At 58.0% G+C, this 16972-nt stretch carries 14 protein-coding genes; 10 read left to right on the top strand and 4 right to left on the bottom strand.

The genetic code is table 11. The annotated features are described in order from the left end of the window. Nucleotides 1-34: 34 nt before the first annotated feature. Nucleotides 35-2197 carry a phosphate acetyltransferase gene (pta, locus tag MMS95_RS02665; RefSeq protein ID WP_031300545.1) on the bottom strand — a complete coding sequence of 721 codons (2163 nt, stop codon included), beginning with the start codon at nt 2195-2197 and terminating at the stop codon, nt 35-37. Between the two features lie 74 nt (nt 2198-2271). Further along, on the bottom strand, nt 2272-3474 hold the full coding sequence (ackA, locus tag MMS95_RS02660; protein WP_004936063.1) for an acetate kinase: 1203 nt from the start codon (nt 3472-3474) through the stop codon (nt 2272-2274). 358 nt (nt 3475-3832) lie between these two features. On the opposite strand from ackA, the gene yfbV reads away from it, so the two are divergent. The 4 genes from yfbV (at nt 3833) to MMS95_RS02640 (ending at nt 7530) form a co-directional block, all read left to right on the top strand. Further along, nucleotides 3833-4288 (top strand): terminus macrodomain insulation protein YfbV, encoded by a 456-nt coding sequence (gene yfbV, locus MMS95_RS02655; protein ID WP_004936061.1) that lies wholly within the window; start codon nt 3833-3835, stop codon nt 4286-4288. A 143-nt stretch (nt 4289-4431) separates the two neighbouring features. Continuing rightward, on the top strand, nt 4432-4926 hold the full coding sequence (locus MMS95_RS02650) for a YfbU family protein (RefSeq protein WP_156865830.1): 495 nt from the start codon (nt 4432-4434) through the stop codon (nt 4924-4926). 17 nt (nt 4927-4943) lie between these two features. Beyond that, nucleotides 4944-5600, top strand: a complete 657-nt coding sequence (locus MMS95_RS02645) for a sugar phosphatase (RefSeq protein ID WP_033632505.1) — start codon at nt 4944-4946, stop codon at nt 5598-5600. Nucleotides 5601-5679: 79 nt separating this feature from the next. Continuing rightward, nucleotides 5680-7530, top strand: coding sequence for an SLC13 family permease (locus tag MMS95_RS02640; RefSeq protein ID WP_071796811.1), 1851 nt, complete (start codon nt 5680-5682; stop codon nt 7528-7530). Between the two features lie 27 nt (nt 7531-7557). Here MMS95_RS02640 and yfbR read toward each other — a convergent pair whose 3' ends face one another. After that, complete coding sequence (gene yfbR, locus MMS95_RS02635) at nt 7558-8157, bottom strand: 5'-deoxynucleotidase (protein ID WP_015378582.1); 600 nt, start codon at nt 8155-8157, stop codon at nt 7558-7560. Nucleotides 8158-8264: 107 nt separating this feature from the next. After that, nucleotides 8265-9479: a pyridoxal phosphate-dependent aminotransferase gene (locus MMS95_RS02630; RefSeq protein ID WP_004936047.1), complete on the bottom strand. Its 1215-nt coding sequence runs from the start codon at nt 9477-9479 to the stop codon at nt 8265-8267. A gap of 855 nt (nt 9480-10334) precedes the next feature. Here MMS95_RS02630 and lrhA point away from each other — a divergent pair. The 6 genes from lrhA to nuoF all read left to right on the top strand — a co-directional run bounded on the left by lrhA (nt 10335) and on the right by nuoF (nt 16905). Beyond that, a complete protein-coding gene (gene lrhA / locus MMS95_RS02625; RefSeq protein ID WP_004936045.1) occupies nt 10335-11279 on the top strand; it encodes a transcriptional regulator LrhA in 945 nt (314 codons plus the stop codon). 708 nt (nt 11280-11987) lie between these two features. Next, entirely contained in the window at nt 11988-12425 is a 438-nt protein-coding gene (gene nuoA / locus MMS95_RS02620; RefSeq protein WP_242141366.1) for an NADH-quinone oxidoreductase subunit NuoA, read from the top strand. A 15-nt stretch (nt 12426-12440) separates the two neighbouring features. Continuing rightward, the gene (locus MMS95_RS02615) at nt 12441-13115 is read left to right on the top strand and encodes an NADH-quinone oxidoreductase subunit B (RefSeq protein ID WP_004936039.1); all 675 of its coding nucleotides are present in this window, start codon (nt 12441-12443) and stop codon (nt 13113-13115) included. 96 nt (nt 13116-13211) lie between these two features. Next, on the top strand, nt 13212-15008 hold the full coding sequence (gene nuoC / locus MMS95_RS02610; protein ID WP_004936036.1) for an NADH-quinone oxidoreductase subunit C/D: 1797 nt from the start codon (nt 13212-13214) through the stop codon (nt 15006-15008). A gap of 2 nt (nt 15009-15010) precedes the next feature. Beyond that, nucleotides 15011-15562 (top strand): NADH-quinone oxidoreductase subunit NuoE, encoded by a 552-nt coding sequence (gene nuoE / locus MMS95_RS02605; protein WP_156865832.1) that lies wholly within the window; start codon nt 15011-15013, stop codon nt 15560-15562. Continuing rightward, complete coding sequence (nuoF, locus tag MMS95_RS02600) at nt 15559-16905, top strand: NADH-quinone oxidoreductase subunit NuoF (protein WP_004936030.1); 1347 nt, start codon at nt 15559-15561, stop codon at nt 16903-16905. Before nuoE ends, nuoF begins: the two co-directional genes overlap by 4 nt. The last annotated feature ends 67 nt before the right edge of the window (nt 16906-16972 follow it).

Below are 16972 nucleotides of genomic sequence, written 5' to 3'. Positions count from 1 at the left end.
ACCGGCGCTTTTTTATCGCTCAACCTGAAGAATATCAGGCCTTGGCGGCGGCAGCGTCAGCCTGGGAAGACTGGATCGCCGTCAGCGCAACGGTGTAGACGATATCGTCAACCAGTGCGCCGCGCGACAGGTCGTTCACCGGCTTGCGCATGCCTTGCAGCATCGGCCCAATGGAGACCAGGTCAGCGGAACGCTGTACCGCTTTGTAGGTGGTGTTGCCGGTGTTCAGATCCGGGAAGATGAACACGGTCGCCTGGCCGGCCACCGGTGAGTTCGGCGCCTTGGATTTGGCAACGTCGGCCATGATGGCGGCGTCGTACTGCAGCGGGCCGTCGATGATCAGGTCCGGGCGTTTTTCCTGCGCCAGACGGGTCGCTTCGCGCACTTTCTCGACGTCGCTGCCCGCACCGGAGTTGCCGGTGGAGTAGGAGATCATCGCTACGCGCGGCTCGATGCCGAAGGCGGCGGCGGAATCCGCAGACTGGATGGCGATTTCAGACAGCTGCTCGGCGGTCGGATCCGGGTTGATCGCGCAGTCGCCGTAGACCAGTACCTGGTCAGGCAGCAGCATGAAGAACACGGAGGATACCAGCGAGCTGCCCGGCGCGGTTTTGATCAGCTGCAACGGCGGACGGATGGTGTTGGCGGTGGTGTGAACCGCGCCGGAGACCAGACCGTCGACTTCGCCTTGTTCCAGCATCAGGGTGCCGAGCACCACGTTGTCTTCCAGCTGCTCGCGCGCGACCACTTCGGTCATGCCCTTGCTCTTGCGCAGCTCAACCAGACGCGGCACGTAGTTTTCACGCACGGCGACCGGATCGACGATTTCGATGCCTTTGCCCAGCTCAACGCCTTGCGCCGCCGCGACGCGCTGGATCTCGTCCGGGTTGCCGAGCAGCACGCATTCCGCGATGCCGCGTTCGGCACAGATGGCCGCCGCTTTCACGGTGCGCGGCTCGTCGCCTTCCGGCAGCACGATGCGCTTGCCGGCTTTACGCGCCAGTTCGGTCAGCTCGTAACGGAACGCCGGTGGAGACAGGCGGCGTGAACGCTCGGAGGTGGCGGTCAGCGAATCGATCCACTCGGTGCTGATGTGGCTGGCCACGTAGTTCTGCACTTTCTCGATGCGCTGGTGGTCGTCCGCCGGCACTTCGAGGTTGAAGCTCTGCAGGCTCAGCGAGGTCTGCCAGGTGTTGGTGTCGACCATGAACACCGGCAGGCCGGTCTGGAAGGCGCGTTCGCACAGCTTCTTGATCGGCTCGTCGATGGCGTAGCCGCCGGTCAGCAGGATAGCGCCGATTTCCACGCCGTTCATCGCCGCCAGGCAGGCGGAGACCAGTACGTCAGGACGGTCTGCGGAGGTCACCAGCAGGGAGCCTGGGCGGAAGTGTTCCAGCATGTGCGGAATGCTGCGCGCACAGAAGGTCACGGACTTCACGCGGCGGGTCATGATGTCGCCTTCGTTGACCACGCGGGCCTTCAGGTGGCGAGCCATGTCGATGGCGCGGGTGGCGATCAGATCGAAGCTCCACGGCACGCAGCCCAGAACCGGCAGCGGGCTGTTGGCGAACAGCTGCGCAGGATCGACATGGGCGATGCTGGCCTTGGTGGAGTCGTCGAAGATTTCGGACAGGTCAGGACGGGTGCGGCCCTGATCGTCGACCGGTGCGTTCAGCTTGTTGATGATCACGCCGGTGATGTTTTTGTTCTTGCTGCCGCCGAAGCTGGTGCGCGCCAGTTCGATGCGCTCTTTCAGCTGCGCCGGGGAGTCGTTGCCCAGCGCCAGCACGAAGACGATCTCGGCGTTCAGGGTTTTGGCGATCTCGTAGTTCAGCGCGTTGGCGAACTGGTGTTTGCGGGTCGGCACCAGGCCTTCGATCAGCACCACTTCCGCGTCTTTGGTGTTCTCGTGGTAGCGCGCCACGATCTCTTCCATCAGCACGTCTTGCTGGTTGGAGCTCAGCAGGCCCTCAACGTAGTCCATGCGCAGCGGTTCGGCCGCCGTAATGGTGGAGTTGCTGCTGCGGATGATGGTGGTGGTCTGGTCGAGTGCGTTGTCGCCGGTGCGCGGTTGAGCGATAGGCTTGAACACGCTCAGACGAACGCCTTTTTGCTCCATGGAGCGGATGACACCCAGGCTGACGCTGGTCAGGCCGACGCTGGTGCCGGTGGGGATCAACATAATAGTACGTGACACAGAATAGTCCTCTTCACGATTAACATGAGGCTAAAACAACACCGTCAGCCTGGGCTGACGGTGTTTTGAGAGCATTACGCGGTCAGGCGGGATGCGTCCTGCGCGATGACCAACTCTTCGTTGGTCGGGATCACCAGCGCCAGGCGGCTGCCGTCTTTGGTGATGGCGCCGGATTTGCCGAAGCGAGCGGCCATGTTGCGGTCGTGGTCGATTTCGAAGCCCAGCAGGCCCAGTTTGTTCAGGGTCAGCTCACGCACCATGCCGGCGTTCTCGCCGATGCCGCCGGTGAAGATCACCGCGTCCAGACGGCCTTCCATCAGCGCGCTGTAGGCGCCGACGTATTTGGCCAGACGGTGGCAGAACACGTCCATGGCGCGTTTGGCGTCGGCTTTGCTGTCGTAGTTGTCTTCAACGTAACGGCAGTCGCTGGTGACTTCGGTCAGGCCCAGCAGGCCGGATTCTTTGGTCAGCATCTTGTTGATCTGATCAACGCTCATGCCCAGAGAATCGTGCAGGTGGAAGATGATAGCCGGATCGATGTCACCGCTGCGGGTGCCCATCACCAGGCCTTCCAGCGGGGTCAGACCCATGGAGGTGTCAACGCATTGGCCGTTGCGCACTGCGGTGACGGAACCGCCGTTGCCCAGGTGGCAAGTGATCACGTTCACTTCTTCCACCGGCTTGTTCAGCATCTTCGCGGCTTCCTGAGTCACGTAGAAGTGGCTGGTGCCGTGTGCGCCGTAGCGGCGAACGCCGTGGTCGCGATACAGGCTGTACGGCAGGGCGTACAGGTAAGATTCTTCCGGCATGGTCTGGTGGAACGCGGTGTCGAACACGGCAACGTTCTTGTCAGCCAGGTGAGGGAAGGATTTCAGCGCTTCCGCGATGCCGATCAGGTGAGCTGGGTTGTGCAGTGGTGCAAACGGCACGGAATCTTTGATACCCTGCAGAACTTCGTCGTTGATCACGGCGGAGGCGGTGAACTTCTCGCCGCCGTGCACGATGCGGTGGCCGATGGCGGTCAGCTGCGCGGAAAGCTCTGGTTTTTGTGCCAGAATAGTATTAACAATGAAGTTCAGCGCTTCGCTGTGTGCAGCGCCGGCCCCCAGGGCAGCTTCGTGTTTGGCGCCGTCCATTTTCCACTTGATGCGAGCTTCAGGCAGGTGGAAACACTCGGCCAAACCGGAGAGGAATTCGTCGCCGTTAACGGCATCGATGATGGCGAATTTCAGAGAAGAACTGCCGCAGTTAAGAACCAGTACTAGCTTACTCGACATGGAAGTACCTACTTAAATAGTCGTGTTGTTAAAAGAAAATCGAACACACGTGGTGAATTAATCGTCAATCAGACAACAAGCGTAGCGCATAGTGCCGATGACATTTATGATTAACATCATGTGAAGTGCACAAATCACAGGATGATGGAAAAACCGATGATTTCTCTGCGGTTTAAATAATCTTGATTTTTATAGGGCTAAAAGTTGACAAAATTTACGTCATCTTCTACCGGCCACAAGGCCGGCTTAGGATACCGATAGCCCGGTGCAAACACAAAATAAATTTAAAGCTTCAAATTTTTTAGTATGGTCTCTGGCAGCACGCTTTTAGTTTCTTTACGTGACGTTGAGGTACGCAATGACGAGCAAACCGTCCGGTTCCGTAAGCTGGTTTCAGGTCTTCCAGCGCGGGCAGCATTATATGAAAACCTGGCCGTCAGACAAACGTCTGGCACCGGTCTTTCCGGAGAACCGCGTTGCGCGTGCCACCCGTTTCGCTATTCGTTTCATGCCGCCGTTGGCGATTTTCACGCTGACCTGGCAGATCGCGCTCGGCGGCCAGCTCGGCCCGGCGATCGCCACCGCGCTGTTCGCTTGCAGCCTGCCGATGCAGGGCTTGTGGTGGCTGGGGCGCCGTTCGGTCACGCCGCTGCCGCCGACGCTGCTGCAATGGTTCCATGAGGTGCGCAACAAGCTGACGGAAGCCGGACAGGCGGTGGCGCCGCTCGAAGGCACGCCGACCTATCAGACGTTGGCTGATTTGCTCAAGCGCGCCTTCAAGCAGCTGGACAAAACCTTCCTCGACGATCTGTAAATGAAAAAAGGCCGCGCTGATGCGGCCTTTCTCGTCAAAGCGCCAATAACCCCGGTTTAAATCAAAGAACGGTCGAGTTGTGATTTCCTGCGTTCTTGCGCTGTGCGATGCTCCCGCCATCACACAGAAATGAGGAAATCCTGATGGAAATGACCAACGCCCAGCGGCTGATCCTGTCGAATCAGTACAAGATGATGACCCTGCTCGATCCGGACAACGGCGATCGTTATCGCCGGTTGCAAACCATCGTCGAACGCGGCTTCGGTTTGCAAATGCGCGAGCTGGATCGCGACTTCGGCGAACTGAGCGAAGAGGTGTGCCGCACCATCATCAACGTGATGGAGATGCATCATGCGCTGCAGGTTTCCTGGGGCAACCTGAAAGAGAAGCAGGATCTGGACGAGCGCCGCCTGGCGTTTCTCGGTTTCGATGCCGCGACCGAGGCGCGCTACCTGAGTTACGTGCGTTTCCTGGTTAGCACCGAGGGGCGCTATACTCACTTTGATTCCGGCAGCCACGGTTTTAACGCCCAGACTAGAATGTGGGAAAAATATCAGCGTATGCTGGCGATTTGGCAGGCCTGCCCGCGCCAGTATCATTTGAGCGCCGTTGAGATAGCGCAAATCATCAATGTTTGATTAAGAAGAGGTTTTCTGTGGAGTGTAAGGGTTTTCTGTTCGATCTTGATGGCACCCTGGTGGATTCGCTGCCGGCGGTAGAGCGCGCCTGGACGCACTGGGCCGAGCGCCGCGGCGTCGACCCGCAAGCGGTGCTGGACTTCATTCACGGTAAACAGGCCATTACTTCTCTGCGCCACTTTATGCCGGGTGAAAGCGAAGCGGAAATTCAGCGTGAATTCCAATTGCTGGAGCAGGTGGAAGCGCAGGATACCGACGGCGTTCGCGCGCTGCCTGGCGCGATTGCGTTGCTGGAGCGCCTGAACTCGCTCGGCATCCCTTGGGCGATCGTCACCTCCGGTTCGGTGCCGGTGGCCGGCGCTCGCCGCCGGGCCGGCGGTTTGCCGCAGCCGGCGGTGTTCATCACCGCTGAGCAGGTTAAACATGGCAAGCCGCAGCCCGACGCCTATCTGCTGGGCGCCGAGCGCCTGGGGTTGGCGCCGCACGAGTGCGTGGTGGTCGAAGACGCACCGGCCGGCATTCTCTCCGGCCTGGCGGCGGGTTGCCAGGTGATTGCGGTCAACGCCCCGGCCGATGCGCCGAAGCTGGAGCAGGTCGACCTGCGGCTGGATTCGCTGGCGCAGATCGCCGTCGATAAAACGGCGCAGGGCGCGATCGTTCGCCGGCTGGCCTGAGCGGCATTATCTTCACCCTAATTGATTAGACCCCGCCTCGGCGGGGTTTTTTTATGCTATTTTTTAGGCCCTTGGACATTTGCCGGATGAGGCCGTTTTGAACAGCGAATTACTGTGGGTGCTGAGTTTACTGCTGATTGCCATCGTGCTGTTTACCACCAACAAGCTGCGTATGGACGTGGTGGCGCTGTTGGTGATCATCGCTTTCGTGCTGAGCGGCACGCTCAGCCTGCAGGAGGCGACGGTCGGTTTCAGCGATCCCAACGTGATTTTGATCGCCGCGCTGTTCGTGATCGGCGAAGGGCTGGTGCGCACCGGCGTGGCTTATCAGGTGGGCGATTGGCTGGTCAAAGTCGCCGGCAGCAGCGAAACCAAAATGTTGATGCTGCTGATGGTGACGGTCGCCGGGCTGGGGGCATTTATGAGCTCGACCGGCGTGGTGGCGATCTTTATCCCGGTGGTGCTCAGCGTGACGGCGAGAATGAAGATCGCGCCGGGGCGGCTGATGATGCCGCTCAGTTTCGCCGGGCTTATCAGCGGCATGATGACGCTGGTGGCCACGCCGCCCAACATGGTGGTCAACAGCGAACTGGTGCGCGAAGGCATCCATGGTTTCGGTTTCTTCAGCGTGACGCCGATCGGCCTGGCGGTGCTGGCGCTGGGCGTCGGCTACATGCTGATCGCCCGCCGTTGGCTGGGCAGCAGTGACACGGGCAAAGCCGGCGACGACTGGCAGCGCCGCACCTTCCGTGACCTGATCCGCGATTATAAGCTGACCGGCCGTGCGCGGCGGTTGGCTGTCCGCAGCGCTTCGCCGCTGATCGGGCGTTCGCTGGACGAGCTGCACCTGCGCGCGCGCTATGGCGCCAACGTGGTGGGCATCGAGCGCTGGAAACGCTTCCGGCGGGTGATGGTCAGCGCCTCCGGCAGCACCGAGCTGCGCGAGGGCGACGTCCTCTTGATCGACATGTCGGACAGCCAGGTCGATCTGCGCGAATTCTGCGGCGAACAGCGGCTGGAGCCGATGGTGCTGCGCGGTGATTACTTCTCTGAACAGTCGCGCAACGTCGGTATGGCGGAGGTCTCGCTGATCCCGGACTCGGCGCTGCTGGGTAAAAGCCTGCGCGAAGCGGCGTTCCGCAGCCGCTACGATCTGAACGTGGTGGGTATCCGCCGCCACGGCGAGACGCTGGGCGGCAAATTGGTGGACGAGCCGCTGGAACTGGGCGACATCTTGCTGGTGATCGGCGACTGGAAGGCGATTCGTCAGCTGCAGGCCAAAACCCACGACTTTATCGTGCTCAATCTGCCGGCCGAGGTGGACGAAGTGGCACCGGCCATCACGCAGGCGCCGCACGCGCTGTTTTGTCTGGCGCTGATGGTGGCGATGATGCTGACCGACGAAATCCCCAACCCAATCGCGGCGCTGATCGCCTGTTTGCTGATGGGCAAGTTCCGCTGTATTGATATGGAGAGCGCCTATAAATCGATCCATTGGCCGAGCATTATTTTGATCGTCGGCATGATGCCGTTCGCGCAGGCGCTGCAAAAGACCGGCGGGGTGGATCTGATCGTCAGCGGGCTGATGGACGTCGCCGGCGGCGCGGGGCCGCGCGTGATGCTGCTGTGCCTGTTCGTCTTGTGCGCCACCATCGGCCTGTTTATTTCCAACACCGCGACGGCGGTGCTGATGGCGCCGATCGCCATCGCCGCCGCGCGCGAAATGGGGGTATCGCCATACCCGTTCGCGATGATTATCGCCGTCGCCGCGTCCGCCGCCTTTATGACGCCGGTCTCTTCACCGGTCAATACGCTGGTGCTGGGGCCGGGCAATTACAAGTTCGGCGATTTCGTGCGGCTCGGCGTGCCGTTCACCCTGTTGGTGATGGCGGTCAGCGTGATTGTGGTGCCGTGGCTCTACGGTTTTTAACGGCGCAGCGAGGCTGCGCCGGCGGGGTTACAGCGAGCTGTCGAGGCTGATTTCGTCCAATGACAGGCTGAAACTGGGAATGAATACCTCCATGAAGTAGTCCATTTCCGGGCTGCGGCGCTGCTCCAGGGTTTTATCCAGCCGCGCCTTGGCCAGGGTGAATTCGTTGTTGCCGGCAGACAGCTCCTCCAGGCATTTCAGGTAGGCGCACAATGCGTCCGCCTGCTTTACCACCTGTTTTTCATCTTCGCTGTAGTAGTGCTCATCGAGAATGGTGCGGAAATCGTTGCGCAGCTCAGCGGGGATCATGTCCAGCAGCTTTTGCTGGGCGATCTTTTCGATCTTCTTGTACTCATGGGCGATCTGCGGATTGTAGTACTTGATCGGCGTCGGCATGTCGCCGGTGATCACTTCGCTGGCGTCGTGGTACATCGCCAGCAGGGCAACGCGATCGGCGTTGAGGTTGCCGTTGAATTTGCGGTTCTTGATCACCGCCAATGCGTGGGCGACAAAGGCCACCTGCAGACTGTGTTCGGAGACGTTCTCGGTACGCACGTTACGCATCAGTGGCCAGCGGTTGATCAGTTTCAGGCGGGACAGATGGGCGAAGAAATGGCTCTGGCTCATGGTGCTCTCTTTAACGGCAAGTGAGGGCCCCATTGTGAAGCAGTGACGGCGAATTTTGCAACCGGGCAATGAGAGAAGGGCGCAGCAAGGCGCTGCGCCCCAGGCGATTACTGATGGTAGCCTTCAAGGAAGCGGCCCAGCTTGCCGACCGCCATTTCCAGCTCGTCTACGCGCGGCAGGGTGACGATACGCACGTGATCCGGGTAGGGCCAGTTGAATGCGGTCCCCTGCACCAGCAGCACTTTTTCCTGCAGCAGCAGATCCAGCACCAGTTTCTGGTCGTCATGGATATTGAAGCGTTTGGCATCGATGCGCGGGAACATATACAGCGCGCCCTGCGGCTTCACGCATGAGACGCCCGGAATGTCGTTGAGCAGTTCCCAGGTGCGGTTGCGCTGTTCGTACAGACGGCCGCCGGGCTGAATGAATTCGCTGATGCTTTGATAACCGCCCAGCGCGGTCTGAATGGCGTGCTGCATCGGCACGTTGGCGCACAGGCGCATCGAAGCCAGCATCTCCAGCCCTTCGATATAGCCTTTGGCGTGCTTCTTCGGCCCGTTCAGCACCATCCAGCCCTGACGGAAGCCCGCCACGCGGTAGGTTTTCGACAGGCCGTTGAAGGTCACGGTCAACAGATCCGGCGCCAGCGCAGCGATCGAATGATGCTCCGCTTCGTCATACAGGATCTTGTCGTAGATTTCGTCGGCGAAGATGATCAGGTTGTGTTGGCGGGCGATCTCGACGATCTGCTCCAGCAGCGCTTTACTGTACACCGCGCCGGTCGGGTTGTTCGGGTTGATGATCACGATGCCGCGGGTGCGCGGGGTGATCTTGCTGATGATGTCGTCCAGATCCGGGAACCAGCCGGCCTGCTCATCGCACAGGTAATGTACGGCCTTGCCGCCGGACAGCGAGACCGCGGCGGTCCACAGCGGATAGTCCGGCGCCGGCACCAGCATTTCGTCGCCGCTGTTGAGCAGCGCCTGCATGGATTGAACGATCAGCTCGGAGACGCCGTTGCCAATGTAGATATCCTCAACGGTCACGTCACGCATGTTGCGCGCCTGATAGTGCTGCATGATCGCTTTACGCGCCGAGAAGAGGCCCTTGGAGTCGGAGTAACCTTGCGCCGTGGGCAGATTGCGGATCACGTCGACCAGGATTTCGTCCGGGGCGTCGAAACCGAACGGGGCAGGGTTGCCGATGTTCAGTTTCAGGACTTTGTTGCCTTCTTCTTCAAGACGTTTAGCTTCTTTAAGCACCGGGCCGCGAATGTCATAGCAGACGTTGTCCAGTTTGCTGGATTTCTCAATGGGGGACATAAAAAGTTGAGCCTTTTGCTGGGATAGGGGCGCTCCTACCGTGGGACGCCGCAACCCGCCCAATGTACTCCTGGCGTAGTTGCTTTTGAAGGGTTTTGCACGCCTTTGGTGCAAATGCATGTCGTAAAGGGGGATTTTAGTTATGATAAGCAAAGGTAAAGTTATTTTGTGGTTCATAATTTCATGAACTATAATTTTACTAGGGTTTTGTTCTGTTAAATTGCGTGTCGATAAACGAGACGTGCCGGCGATCGCGGCCGGTAGCAGTGAAATGATAAGCCGAAAGTGAGAATGGGCTTCAATAAACTGTAAAGGAACGATAATACCGGAGTTGTCTGATAGCGGGTTGCCGGTTAGCGCACCACACTAAGAAAATGGCATATTTACATTAGCTTTACTTTATATTTCAGCTTAAGCATTGTTTATGTGGTTATAGGATTATTATTTAAAGTAAAAATCTTACTGATTGAATTTATTAAATTCATTGAGTGATAACACGAAGTTGGTGCCGTTAATTATTTATTTTTCTTACTCTGTAATGCAGTCTGAACGCCGGTTGATAAGGATTCTCAGTAGCACGAATGGAGTGGAAATTAGGCGGTATCAATGAGTAAAATCTCAGGTTCGGTGGGGGTTTTCCCTTTCCACCGGTATTCAGTCTCCCGCGTTCTATAAGCACCATCGATAGATCGCATTTTAAAAGGCGATAGAGGTAACGAATCATAAGTAATTTTTTTGCCCTCCACTTATGAGTGGGGTACTGTCATAACAGGCTCCGTCCTTTTCAACGGCGTCTGAGAAACACACCAGGGTAGTAGTTCGTAAATTAGAATTTAAAAAAGTGAAGAATACACTATGACAACTGCAAATCGTCCGATACTTAATCTCGACCTCGATCTGCTAAGAACCTTTGTTGCGGTTGCTGATTTGAATACCTTCGCGGCGGCGGCTGTTGCCGTTTGCCGTACGCAATCAGCCGTCAGCCAACAAATGCAGCGATTAGAGCAACTGGTCGGCAAAGAACTGTTTGCCCGCCATGGGCGCAACAAACTCCTGACTGAGCATGGTATTCAGCTTCTCGGTTATGCCAGGAAGATCCTGCGCTTTAACGACGAAGCCTGTACCTCGCTGATGTACAACAATATTAAAGGTGTTCTGACCATCGGCGCTTCCGACGACACCGCCGATACCATTCTGCCTTTCCTGTTGAACCGTGTGACCGCCATCTATCCGAAGCTGGCCATTGACGTGCGCGTAAAGCGCAGCACGACGATGGTCGATCTGCTGGAAGAGGGTGAGATCGATCTGGCGGTGACCACGGCCGATCCGGCCGGGCACCCGCACATCGTGCTGCGCACGTCGCCGACGCTGTGGTACTGCGCTGCCGATTACCACTATCAGGCCGGCGAACCTATCCCGCTGGTGGTGATGGATGAACCAAGCCCGTTCCGCGCGCTGGCGATCAAACAGTTGGACGAAGCCGGTATCCCGTGGCGTATCGCCTACGTCGCCTCCACGCTGTCTGCGGTGCGGGCGGCCTGTAAGGCCGGCCTGGGCGTGACCGCGCGGCCGATCGAGATGATGAGCCCCGATCTGCGGGTGCTGGGCGCGGTGGAAGGTTTGCCGCCGCTGCCGGATACCCAGTATGCGCTGTGCAAAAACGCGCAGTGCAGCAACGAACTGGCAATGGCCATCTTCAGCGCGATGCAGGGCGGCAATGACGGCTATGGCTTCAACGGCGCGGAAGCCGGTCTCCAGGGCGATCAGGATGATGCCAGCCTGGTGGACGAAGAAGAATAACGCCGCGGCGTGATATCTGATGAAAAACCTCTGCTTCGGCGGAGGTTTTTTTTGGCCGTTTTTTAATGATTTCTACTGTTATAGAGGTTTAAGTGTGATTTTGTTATGAGTTTCCTGTTTTATTAACTTTTAAGCGTTGCTGAAAAGAGAATTTGACCGGGTTTAAGATGCTGGGTTTATTTTTTGAACAATAAGATTGAATGAGTTAAAGGCATGGTAATAGCAGGGTTATTTTGTTAGCTTATGACGGCCGTTTTTGCGGCTTAATTTGAGGAAAATTGTTAAAGGGCCACACTTTTTTTGAGGATTTATGCTGAAAACGTGTCCTGGATCAAAAAAATACCCCTAGGTAGTGAGTGGAAGAACAGGGAATTCCTGAGACAATGGTATAGTAAAACTGAAATGTGCATGTTGGTTTATATCTATCTGTTTCTACACAAAAATTAACTGACACGATTTAGCCTGTCCCTGGCGCATCAAATGTTAATCAAATGATACGTATGTAAACTAGTGTGTAGATACTTTTGTCAAAGTTGACAAAAGGTTATAGAAAGGAGTAAAAAGCCCACAGAAAAACGCTGCCTAACTCGCTGTAAAAGCAGTTTGTTTGTGTGGTTATTTATCCTTCCCTTAAATCGATGTGGCGCACTAACTGCCGGTGACAAGAGCAGTGCGATCGACGCCACTTTTGATGAGTAAGCATAGAGTATGTCAACAACCACTGAAGTTATCGCTCATCACTGGGCGCTCGCCGTATTTCTCGTCATGGCTATCGGGCTTTGCGGCTTAATGCTGCTGGGTGCGTTCTTCTTGGGCGGGAGAGCCCGGGCGCGCGCCAAACACACCCCGTTTGAATCAGGTATCGACTCCGTCGGCACGGCGCGCATGCGCTTGTCCGCCAAGTTCTACCTGGTGGCCATGTTCTTCGTTATTTTCGACGTTGAAGCCTTATACCTGTATGCCTGGTCGGTCTCGATTCGCGAGAGCGGCTGGGTGGGCTTTATCGAAGCCGCCATTTTCATTTTGGTGCTATTGGCCGGTCTGGTTTATCTGGTGCGCATCGGCGCGTTGGATTGGACTCCGGCGCGTTCCCAACGCCGCAGCAAACCAAGCACGATCACTAACACCAACAGTCATCCGCAGTAACAGCGAGGCATTAAGATGGACTATACGCTCACCCGCATAGACCCGAACGGTGAGAACGACCGTTATCCCCTGCAAAAACAGGAGATCGTCGCCGATCCCCTGGAACAACAGGTCCACCGCACGGTTTACATGGGTAAACTCGAACATGCGCTGCATGACATGGTGAACTGGGGGCGTAAAAACTCTATTTGGCCGTATAACTTCGGCCTTTCGTGCTGTTACGTGGAGATGGTGACGTCGTTTACCGCCGTTCACGACGTGGCGCGTTTCGGTGCGGAAGTGTTGCGCGCCTCCCCGCGTCAGGCTGACCTGATGGTGGTGGCCGGCACCTGCTTCACCAAGATGGCTCCGGTCATCCAGCGCCTGTACGAGCAGATGCTGGAACCGAAATGGGTGATTTCGATGGGCGCCTGCGCCAACTCCGGCGGCATGTACGACATCTATTCCGTGGTGCAGGGCGTGGACAAGTTCCTGCCGGTCGACGTGTACATTCCCGGCTGCCCACCGCGTCCGGAAGCCTACATGCAAGCGCTGATGCTGTTGCAGGAATCCATCGGCAAAGAACGTCGCCCGCTGTCGTGGGTTGTCGGCGATCAGGGCGTTTACCGCGCCAATATGCAGTCTGAAAGAGAGCGTAAACACGGCGAGCGCATCGCGGTGACCAACCTCCGGACGCCTGACGAGATTTAAGACGTTCATTTAACGTCCATCTTAGTGCGCTATTGGTTAACACAGCGAAAAGTGAAACTTGCGGCGAATAACCCTTTAGTGTGGTGAAAAAAAATTATGACAGATTTGACGACGCACGACGCCTTGCCTGCCTGGCAGACCCGAGATCACCTTGACGACCCGGTGATCGGCGAACTGCGCAACCGTTTTGGGCCGGAAGCCTTTACTGTTCAGGCCACCCGCACCGGCATGCCCGTGGTATGGGTTAAACCTGACCAGTTACTGGAAGTAATGACGTTCCTGAGAAAACAGCCGAAGCCGTATGTCATGCTGTTCGATCTGCATGGCGTGGACGAACGTCTTCGCACCCACCGCGACGGCCTACCCGCTGCGGATTTCTCCGTTTTCTACCATCTGATCTCCATCGAGCGCAACCGCGACATCATGCTGAAGGTGGCGCTGTCTGAAAAAGACCTGCACGTGCCGACGGCGACCAAGGTGTTCCCGAACGCCAACTGGTACGAGCGCGAAACCTGGGAAATGTTCGGCATCACCTTCGACGGCCACCCGCACCTGTCGCGCATCATGATGCCGCAGACCTGGGAAGGGCACCCGCTGCGTAAGGACTACCCGGCGCGCGCCACCGAATTCGATCCTTTCGTGCTGACCAAGCAGAAAGAAGATCTGGAGATGGAAGCGCTGACCTTCAAGCCGGAAGACTGGGGCATGAAGCGCGGCACCGAGAACGAAGACTTCATGTTCCTCAACCTCGGCCCGAACCACCCGTCCGCGCACGGTGCGTTCCGCATCATTCTGCAGCTGGACGGCGAAGAGATCGTCGACTGCGTGCCGGATATCGGCTATCACCACCGCGGCGCCGAGAAGATGGGCGAGCGTCAATCCTGGCACAGCTACATTCCGTACACCGACCGCATCGAGTACCTCGGCGGCTGCGTGAACGAAATGCCTTACGTGCTAGCGGTCGAGAAACTGGCCGGCATCAAGGTGCCTGAGCGCGTCGACACCATCCGCGTGATGCTGTCCGAACTGTTCCGCATCAACAGCCACCTGCTGTACATCTCCACCTTCATTCAGGACGTCGGCGCGATGACTCCGGTGTTCTTCGCCTTTACCGACCGTCAGAAGATCTACGATCTGGTGGAAGCGATCACCGGTTTCCGTATGCACCCGGCCTGGTTCCGCATCGGCGGCGTCGCGCACGATCTGCCGCGCGGCTGGGATCGCCTGCTGCGTGAATTCCTCGACTGGATGCCGAAACGTCTGGACTCCTACGTGAAAGCGGCGCTGAAGAACAGCATCCTGAAAGGCCGCTCCATCGGCGTCGCGTCTTACAACGCCAAAGAAGCGCTGGAGTGGGGCGTGACCGGCGCCGGCCTGCGCGCGACCGGCGTTGAGTTCGACGTGCGTAAATGGCGTCCGTATTCCGGCTACGAGAACTTCGACTTCGAAGTGCCGGTCGGCGACGGCACCAGCGACTGCTACACCCGCGTGATGCTGAAGGTGGAAGAGCTGCGCCAGAGCCTGCGCATCCTCGAACAGTGCCTGAACAACATGCCGGAAGGCCCGTTCAAGGCCGATCACCCGCTGACCACGCCGCCGCCGAAAGAGCGCACGCTGCAGCACATTGAAACGCTGATCACCCACTTCCTGCAGGTTTCCTGGGGTCCGGTGATGCCAGCCAACGAATCATTCCAGATGATTGAAGCCACCAAAGGGATCAACAGCTACTACCTGACCAGCGACGGCAGCACCATGAGCTATCGCACCCGGGTACGTACGCCGAGCTTTGCGCACCTGCAGCAGATCCCATCGGTCATCCGTGGCAGCCTGGTTTCCGACCTGATCGTCTATCTGGGTAGTATCGATTTTGTAATGTCAGATGTGGACCGCTAACTATGCATGATCAAAAAGACAATCACGCAGTCAATGATGCGCTCGAGCCCATCAACGCAGCCGCTCCTAAGAGCGGCGTTGATGCATTTGTACTGAGCGCGGAAGAACGTGATGCGATCGAGCACGAAAAGCACCATTACGAGGATCCGCGCGCCGCTTCCATCGAAGCACTGAAAATTGTGCAGAAGCAGCGCGGTTGGGTTCCGGACGGTGCGATTTACGCCATCGCGGAAGTGCTGGGCATCCCCGCCAGCGACGTAGAAGGCGTGGCCACGTTCTACAGCCAGATTTTCCGTCAGCCAGTAGGACGTCACGTGATCCGTTATTGTGACAGCGTTGTTTGTCACATCACCGGTTACCAGGGCATTCAGGCCGCTATCGAGAAGAAGCTGAACATCAAGCCGGGTCAAACCACCTTTGATGGCCGCTTCACGCTGTTGCCGACCTGCTGTCTGGGTAACTGCGATAAAGGGCCGACCATGATGATTGATGAGGACACTCACAGTCAGCTGAAGCCTGAAGATATCGAGACGCTACTGGAGCAGTATCAATGACCAAGCACATTGTACGCACTCCCGAAACGCATCCGCTGACCTGGCGTCTGCGCGATGACAAGCAGCCGCTGTGGCTGGACGAATACCGCAGCAAAAACGGCTATGCCGGTGCGGAAAAGGCCCTGAAGGGCCTGGCGCCCGACGAGATCGTCAGCCTGGTGAAAGATTCCGGGCTGAAGGGCCGAGGCGGCGCGGGCTTCTCCACCGGTTTGAAGTGGAGCCTGATGCCGAAGGACGAATCCATGAACATCCGTTACCTGCTGTGTAACGCCGATGAGATGGAGCCGGGCACCTATAAAGACCGCCTGCTGATGGAGCAGTTGCCGCACCTGCTGGTGGAAGGCATGCTGATCTCCGCGTTCGCGCTGAAAGCCTACCGCGGGTACATCTTCCTGCGCGGTGAGTACATCGAAGCGGCGGCGCACCTGCGTCGCGCCATCGCGGAAGCCACCGAAGCCGGCTATCTGGGCAAGAACATTCTCGGCACCGGATTTGATTTCGAGCTGATCGTGCACACCGGCGCCGGCCGTTACATCTGCGGCGAAGAAACCGCGCTGATCAACTCGCTGGAAGGCCGCCGCGCCAACCCGCGCTCCAAGCCGCCATTCCCGGCCAGCGCCGGCGTGTGGGGCAAGCCGACCTGCGTCAACAACGTCGAAACGCTGTGCAACGTGCCGGCCATTTTGGCGAACGGCGTGGAGTGGTACACCGGCATCTCCGGCAGTGAAGACAAAGGCACCAAGCTGATGGGCTTCTCCGGCCGGGTGAAAAATCCGGGCGTCTGGGAGCTGCCGTTCGGCACCACCGCGCGTGAAATCCTGGAAGACTACGCCGGCGGCATGCGTGACGGTCTGCGCTTCAAAGCCTGGCAGCCGGGCGGCGCGGGCACCGACTTCCTGACCGCCGATCACCTCGACCTGCCGATGGAATACGGCGCGATCGGTAAAGCCGGCAGCCGTCTCGGCACCGCGCTGGCGATGGCGGTAGACCACGAAATCGGCATGGTGCCGCTGGTGCGCAACCTGGAAGAGTTCTTCGCCCGCGAGTCCTGCGGCTGGTGTACGCCATGCCGCGACGGCCTGCCGTGGAGCGTGAAGATCCTGCGTGCGTTGGAAAACGGCGAAGGGCAGCCGGGGGATATTGAAACCCTCGAACAGCTGTGCCGTTCCCTCGGCCCGGGCAAAACCTTCTGCGCCCACGCGCCAGGTGCCGTAGAGCCACTGCAAAGCGCGATTAAATATTTCCGTGAAGAGTTCGAGGCGGGTATCGCCGTGCAGCACTTCGGCAACGCCCATGCGATTGGCGGCATTCAGCCGAACAATCTGCTGAAGCAGCGCTGGTAAGCCGAATTCGCCCGAACACGGCCAGAATTTTTGATTAACGCCTGCCGCAAGGCAGGCCACTTGGAAG

The sequence above is a fragment of the Serratia sp. PGPR-27 genome, assembly GCF_022678525.1.
GTDB lineage: Bacteria > Pseudomonadota > Gammaproteobacteria > Enterobacterales > Enterobacteriaceae > Serratia > Serratia nematodiphila.
Note: the sequence above shows the minus strand (reverse complement) of the source record. Positions and strands in the feature narration are given on the sequence as shown.

Coding starts and splice junctions, on each gene's coding strand:
- lrhA (WP_004936045.1), top strand. CDS start 10,335: ATGACAACTGCAAATCGTCCGATACTTAATCTCGACCTCGATCTGCTA.
- nuoA (WP_242141366.1), top strand. CDS start 11,988: ATGTCAACAACCACTGAAGTTATCGCTCATCACTGGGCGCTCGCCGTA.
- MMS95_RS02615 (WP_004936039.1), top strand. CDS start 12,441: ATGGACTATACGCTCACCCGCATAGACCCGAACGGTGAGAACGACCGT.
- MMS95_RS02630 (WP_004936047.1), bottom strand. CDS start 9,479: ATGTCCCCCATTGAGAAATCCAGCAAACTGGACAACGTCTGCTATGAC.
- yfbV (WP_004936061.1), top strand. CDS start 3,833: ATGACGAGCAAACCGTCCGGTTCCGTAAGCTGGTTTCAGGTCTTCCAG.
- ackA (WP_004936063.1), bottom strand. CDS start 3,474: ATGTCGAGTAAGCTAGTACTGGTTCTTAACTGCGGCAGTTCTTCTCTG.
- yfbR (WP_015378582.1), bottom strand. CDS start 8,157: ATGAGCCAGAGCCATTTCTTCGCCCATCTGTCCCGCCTGAAACTGATC.
- nuoC (WP_004936036.1), top strand. CDS start 13,212: ATGACAGATTTGACGACGCACGACGCCTTGCCTGCCTGGCAGACCCGA.
- MMS95_RS02650 (WP_156865830.1), top strand. CDS start 4,432: ATGGAAATGACCAACGCCCAGCGGCTGATCCTGTCGAATCAGTACAAG.
- nuoF (WP_004936030.1), top strand. CDS start 15,559: ATGACCAAGCACATTGTACGCACTCCCGAAACGCATCCGCTGACCTGG.
- nuoE (WP_156865832.1), top strand. CDS start 15,011: ATGCATGATCAAAAAGACAATCACGCAGTCAATGATGCGCTCGAGCCC.